Source organism: Trinickia diaoshuihuensis, assembly GCF_003390925.1.
Classification (GTDB): domain Bacteria; phylum Pseudomonadota; class Gammaproteobacteria; order Burkholderiales; family Burkholderiaceae; genus Trinickia; species Trinickia diaoshuihuensis.
The window spans coordinates 111,755-117,754 of record NZ_QUBS01000080.1 but is presented as its reverse complement, the minus strand read 5'-3'; the positions used below and the strand labels follow the sequence as shown (position 1 = coordinate 117,754).

Genomic DNA, 6,000 nt, shown 5'->3' with positions numbered 1-6,000 from the left:
GGCGGGCGGCGGCGCGTCGGCGGCGACCTCGGCCTATGCGCGCGCGGCCGCCGAGGCCGAGGCGCGCGAAGCCGCCAAGGACGTCTCCGACGTCGAGGTGCGCGAAGGCGGGCTGGACATCGGCGGCCCGTCGAGCGCGGAATCCGCGGCCCAGGCCAAGCGCGGCGCGCCCAATGCGGGGCCCGTGCCGTCGCCGATCGATCGTTTGTTCGACGATCCCTTCGAATGGAGCGGATCATGAGCCGGCGCGAGCGGCGCACGAGCGCGGCTGCCCTGGCTTACGACGCGAAAGGCGGCGATAAAGCGCCGCGCGTCGTCGCCAAGGGCTATGGGCTCGTGGCGGAGATGATCATCCAGCGGGCGCAGGAAGCGGGGCTCTACGTTCATCGCGCCCCGGAGATGGTGTCGCTGCTCATGCAAGTCGATCTCGACGCGCGCATTCCCCCCGAGCTTTACAAGGCCGTGGCCGAGTTGCTGGCCTGGCTGTATCGGCTGGAGAGCGGGGTGGCGGATGACGATGGAACAGCCGAAGCCGCCACCGCGACATCTTCCCGCGCGAGCGATCCCGGAGATTCGCCCATGCCGCCCGTCACTGGCGTTCCACTTTTGCCACGATGATCGGCCGACTGCCGGCCAGGTCGGCAAGCCGATCGAGCCGCTTTCAGCGCCCAGGCCTCGTCGCCCGGTGCTATGCGCCGCACGCGGCGCTCTCCCTTGCCGCCTTGGCCCCTTCCACCCGCAGCATCGTCGGTAGCGAGACGCCGTTTTTCGCGGCCGTCACCTCGGCCAGAATCGAAATCGCGATTTCGGGCGGCGTCCGGCTCCCGATATAGATACCCACCGGCCCATGCAATCTGGCGAGTTCGGCTTCGCTCAGATCGAACTCGCGTAGCCGTTCGCGCCGCGCCGCGTTATTGCGCCGCGAGCCGAGCGCGCCGACATAGAACGCCGGCGTCTTGAGCGCCTCCATCAGCGCGAGGTCGTCGAGCTTCGGGTCGTGCGTGAGCGCGACTACGGCCGAACGCGCATCGAGCTTCATCTCCAAGACGGCATCGTCGGGCATCGAGCGCACGACTTCGGTGCCCGGCACGTTCCATTCGTCCGTATATTCCTCGCGCGGATCGCAGACGGTCACGCGATAATCGAGCCCCACGGCCATCGACGCCAAGTAGTGCGACAACTGCCCGGCGCCGATGATCAGCATGCGATAGCGCGGCCCGTGAACGGTCACGAGCCGCTCGCCGTCGAATCGCACGCCGTCGGTCGCGGCGGCCGGGGCCAGCGACGCCCGCCCGGTGGTCATGTCGAGCGTACGAGCCAGCAGCGCGCCGTTCGCGAGCGCTTCGCACAGGGCGTCGATGCCGCTCGCCGGGCCGAGCGGTTCGAGCACGAGTTCGAGCGTGCCGCCGCAAGGCAGCCCGAAGCGATGCGCTTCCTCGGCCGCCACGCCGTAACGCGCCACGCTCGGCCGCGCGGTGTCGACGTGGCCGCGCTTGACGCGCTCGATCAGATCATCCTCGATGCACCCGCCCGACACCGAGCCGACGACGAGACCATCCCCCCGGATCGCGAGCATCGCGCCCTCGGGACGCGGCGACGAACCCCAGGTGCGCACGACGGTAGCGATCAGCACGCGCTGGCCCTCGGCCAGCCAACGTGCGCTTGTATTCAGGACCTCGAGGTCCATGCTTTCCACGACTTCCCTCCCTTGCCGGCAGGCGCCGACTCCAACACCGCCGCATGCTGCCCCGACAATCCGGCCCCTTGCGGCGCATCGCTCGGCAGCGGTTGATCGAACGCGTTCAAATGCGCCGTGAAGCGCTTAAAGAATTCGTCCGCGACCTGACGCACGGCCGAATCGGCGGGACTCGTCCCGTCGGCATGCAGCGTTTGCGCATAGGCCGTATAGAGTAGCGTGCTCGACGCATCCCCGTCGGCTTCTAGCCGGAGCCTTGCGCTCTGGGGGCCGCCGTTGCCCGCGCCCGCCGGCGAGTCGAGTTCGAACAGCAGCGTGCGGGCCCCCGGCGTATCGACTTCCGTCAGCCTGACTCGGCCCTTGAAACGAGTGCCGGCCCCGTCGGCGCCCAGATTGACCGCTAATCGGAAGCCGTTTTCCCCATCGGCCTGGATGTCTTCGCAACCGGGAATCGACGCGCGCAAGATAGCGGCGTCGGTCAGTGCTTCCCAGGCCCGTTGCGGCGGCACAGGCAGCGTATAGCTTTCCGTCAATTCCATTGCGTTGCTCCTCCTTCAATAGGGAAGGCCGGCGCCCGCAAGCGGACGCTGGTCGTTGTCAGCGGAACTCAATCATTATGGACCTCGTGGCGCGTGCAAGTTCACCGGGCCACATAGGCGCGAAGGCAGTGCATCGCCAGCAAGCCGTGTGCAAAGAAAAACGGCATCGCGGCTTGCGCCGGCGATGCCGTTCATAGAGAGGCGGGGTGTTCAGTGCTTCGTGCGAGCCAACAGCGAATGCTTGCGCGAGTAGCCGAAATAGACGGCCAGCCCGATCGCGAGCCAGACGACGAAGGCGATCCACGTGATCAATTGCAGATTCACCATCAGGAACACGCACGCGGCCACCGCGAGCAGCGGCACGACGGGCACGCCCGGGCAACGGAACGAGCGCGGCAGGTGCGGGTGCGTGCGGCGCAGCACGAGCACGGCGATCGACACCATCGAGAAGGCCGCCAACGTACCGATATTGATGAGTTCGGCCAGCACGTTCAGCGGGACCAACGCACCGATGAGGCCGAAAAAGATGCCGACGAGCCAAGTCGTCGTAACCGGCGTGGCGAATCGCGGATGCACGCGCGAGAGGACCTGGGGCAGCAGGCCGTCGCGCGACATCGCGAAGATGATCCGCGTCTGCCCGTAGCTCATGACGAGAATGACGGTGAGCATGCCGAGCACGGCGCCCAAATCGATGAAGCCGGCCACCCAGTTTTCACCGGCCACTTGCAGCGCATACGACACGGGGTGAGCGATGTTGTCGGCGAAACGCGGGGCGGGAACGATGCCGGTCACGACGGCGGCCACGGCCACGTAGAGCACGGCGCAGATCGCGAGCGACGCGATGATGCCGATCGGCAGGTCGCGTTTCGGATTTTTGACTTCCTCGGCCGCCGACGACACGGAATCGAAGCCGATGAACGCGAAGAACATGACGGCCGCGGCGCCGAACACGCCGTGCCAGCCGTGCGGCATGAACGGGTGCCAGTTCGCGGGCTGCACATGGAATACGCCCACCGCGATGACGGCGAGCACGACCAAGACCTTGATGCCGACCATGAGGTTGTTCACGCGCGTCGATTCGCGCACGCCCACGGACAACAGCGTCGTGATGACCATCATGACGAGGAACGCGGGCAGATTGAACAGCGTCGTCGCGCCGGGCACGGCGCCGGGCGCCGCGGTCAACGCCACGGGGAGTTTCAGCCCGAAGCCCGCGACGAGCGATTGCAAGTAGCCCGACCAGCCGACCGAGACGGCCGAGGTGGCCAGCCCGTACTCGAGCATCAAGTCCCAGCCGATGACCCACGCCGCCAATTCGCCGAGCGTCGCGTACGAATACGTGTAGATGGAGCCCGCGACCGGGATCGTCGAGGCGAATTCCGCGTACGCTAGACCGGCCAACGCGCACGCAACGGCGGCGATGAGAAAGGCGATCATCAAGGCCGGGCCCGCTTGCACGGCGCCCGTGCCCGTCAGCACGAAAATGCCGGTGCCGATGATCGCGCCGATACCGAGGAACGTGAGGTCTAGCGCGCCGAGCGCTTTTTTCAGGCCGGTGCGTTCGGCACCGGCGATCATCTGCTCGACGTTTTTCTTGCGGAAGAGGGACATAAGGCGAGGGTCTCCTAATGGTTGCACCCCATGGTGCAACTCTGTGCGGAAAAACCCAAGATTCTAGCCCATTCGGCAGGCGAAACCCGGTGCAACCTTCGGAATCGGAAAAGTCTAAGGAACGCCTGGTAAAGCCCTATTTTTCAGCCCGTCATGGCCGGATTCAGATCGACGAGCCGGTTGCTCATCACGTAGAACGTCAGCTCGGCGTTGTTGTTCAGCTTCATCTTCTCGAGCAGCCTGGCGCGGTAGACGCTGACCGTCTTCACCGAGAGCGAGAGAGCGTGCGCGATGTCGGTCAGCCGCTTGCCCGACGCAAGCATGCACAGCGTCTGGTACTCGCGGTCGGAGAGCTTTTCGTGCGGGAGCTGGTCGCTGTCGAACGAGACGTAATCGGCCAGGGCTTCGGCGAGCGCGGGGCTCACATACTTGCGGCCCGCCGCGACTTGTCGAATCGCCTCGATCATCTGCGCGGCCGTCACGGTCTTCGAGAGATAGCCGGACGCGCCCGCTTTGAGCGAGCGCACCGCGTATTGATCCTCGCGGTACATCGAAAACATCATGACCGGCGTGCGGGGTTGCCGGCGCTTGATCCGTTTGAGCACCTCCACGCCGTTAATATCGGGCAGCGAGATGTCGAGCAAGACGATATCGAACGGATCGACGTCGAGGCTGGCGAGGGCCTGTGCGCCGCTATCCGCCTCCACGACCTCGCGGGCGACGGCGTGGTTCAGCAAAAGCTGGCGAACGCCCTGCCGCACGATGGCATGGTCGTCGACGAGCAAAATTCTGAGCGTCATCGCCGGCCCCCGCGGCTGCCCGCCCGGGCCGCGAGCGCGTCGCGGCCGTGGACCATCGCCGCCCACAAAAAGTGAGCACGGACGGTCGTGCCCGAGCGCGCGGCCGGCGGACGTTCGTCGGCCGGCCCCGGCACGTGCCAAGGGGGCGTCGATTCGTCGCGCAGCCGCGAGGCGATACGCAGCGCGCCGCCGAAGCCCTCGCATCGAGCGCGCATGCCGGGCAGGCCGAAGCCGCGCGCGTTGATCGAATCGGGCGCACCGGCGCGGCGCGCGCGCGGCGGCATGCCGCGGCCGTCGTCCTCGATGATGAGGACCAAGCGCTTGGCATCGGTTTGGATCCGGACGTCGGCGCGGCGCGCATCGGCGTGCTTGGCCACGTTATTGAGCGCTTCTTGGGCGACGCGCATCACCGCGAGCGCGGCGTCGTCCGGCAACTGCGTGAGACGCACGTCCGCCGCGCAGACGAAGCTCGTCGCCAGACCCGTGCGCTCGGAAAATGCGCGCGTCCACTCGCCGAGCGCGGCGACGATGCCGCCTTCCACATTCGGTTCGTGCAGTTCTTGGACGAGACGGCGGCCCGCCTCGCAAGCGGCGTCGAGTGCTTGCTGCGCCACGGCGAGGGCGCTGGCGGCGGCAGCGATGTCCGCGCCGCGCGCGAGCGCCTGCTCCACGCCCGCCAGCGCGAAACGCGCGGCCGTCAGTTCGGCGCCTAGACCGTCGTGTAGTTCGCGGGCGAGGTGGCGCATCACTTCCTCGCGCGCCTCGGCCATATCGGCCGGATGCTCGCGCGTCGTTTGCCGCGGCCCCTCGCTCTTGCGTTCGGCGGCGAAGCCGGCCGGAGCAGGCTGAAAAGCCTGGAGGCGTTCGCCGCGCGGCCGCGGGTGCCGCGCCTCGCGTGCGGCCGCCGATATCGCACCGGCGACGAGCGGAACGACCGTCGAGACATCCGAAGGTGCCTGTTGCCGGGCGGAATTGGCCAGACGTTGACTCATCGCGAAGAACCGAACCTCACATTTTGTACACCGCGGCGCCGGAAAAGACGACGTTGCCGTGTAACGCAATTTACATCTGGTAACACGCGGCTACCGGTTGCCGAACCGTTTCCATTCGACCCTTCTTTGCGGCGGATCATATCTCAAAACTGGCGGAAATTCCCGGATGTTGAGCATTACAACGATTCGACATGCCCCGATTGACAGGGATGGCGTTTTTCGATGTAGGAAAAATTCCTACGAGGAAATGCGCATGACAGGCAGGTAAATGTAACCAGTACGTGGCCGCGACGGGCCGCGCAAAAGAAAAACCGGAGCGCAAGGGCTCCGGTTTGCGGGGCGGGCTCGCCGTGGCGCGGGCC

The 6,000-nt window shown here is 66.6% G+C and carries 7 protein-coding genes; 2 read left to right on the top strand and 5 right to left on the bottom strand.

Going from position 1 to position 6,000, the window contains the following annotated elements; genetic code table 11:
* Positions 1 to 241: hypothetical protein (locus tag DXT59_RS18265; protein ID WP_205417447.1), on the top strand; the 241-nt coding region annotated here is incomplete at its 5' end.
* Entirely contained in the window at positions 238 to 618 is a 381-nt protein-coding gene (locus tag DXT59_RS18260; protein WP_116138282.1) for an EscU/YscU/HrcU family type III secretion system export apparatus switch protein, read from the top strand. The genes DXT59_RS18265 and DXT59_RS18260, both read left to right, overlap by 4 nt.
* Before the next feature lie 70 nt (positions 619 to 688).
* On the opposite strand, the gene DXT59_RS18255 is transcribed toward DXT59_RS18260, so the two are convergent.
* The 5 genes from DXT59_RS18255 to DXT59_RS18235 form a co-directional block, all read right to left on the bottom strand.
* Positions 689 to 1,696: an XdhC family protein gene (locus tag DXT59_RS18255; RefSeq protein ID WP_116138264.1), complete on the bottom strand. Its 1,008-nt coding sequence runs from the start codon at positions 1,694 to 1,696 to the stop codon at positions 689 to 691.
* Positions 1,669 to 2,235 (bottom strand): SRPBCC family protein, encoded by a 567-nt coding sequence (locus tag DXT59_RS18250; protein ID WP_116138263.1) that lies wholly within the window; start codon positions 2,233 to 2,235, stop codon positions 1,669 to 1,671. The genes DXT59_RS18255 and DXT59_RS18250 overlap by 28 nt, the downstream gene beginning before the upstream one ends.
* 210 nt (positions 2,236 to 2,445) lie before the next feature.
* Positions 2,446 to 3,846: a branched-chain amino acid transporter BcaP gene (locus DXT59_RS18245; RefSeq protein WP_116138262.1), complete on the bottom strand. Its 1,401-nt coding sequence runs from the start codon at positions 3,844 to 3,846 to the stop codon at positions 2,446 to 2,448.
* A gap of 143 nt (positions 3,847 to 3,989) precedes the next feature.
* Positions 3,990 to 4,646, bottom strand: a complete 657-nt coding sequence (rqpR, locus tag DXT59_RS18240; protein ID WP_116138261.1) for a response regulator transcription factor RqpR — start codon at positions 4,644 to 4,646, stop codon at positions 3,990 to 3,992.
* Positions 4,643 to 5,638, bottom strand: a complete 996-nt coding sequence (locus tag DXT59_RS18235) for a sensor histidine kinase (protein WP_116138260.1) — start codon at positions 5,636 to 5,638, stop codon at positions 4,643 to 4,645. Before DXT59_RS18235 ends, rqpR begins: the two co-directional genes overlap by 4 nt.
* Between the last annotated feature and the right edge of the window lie 362 nt (positions 5,639 to 6,000).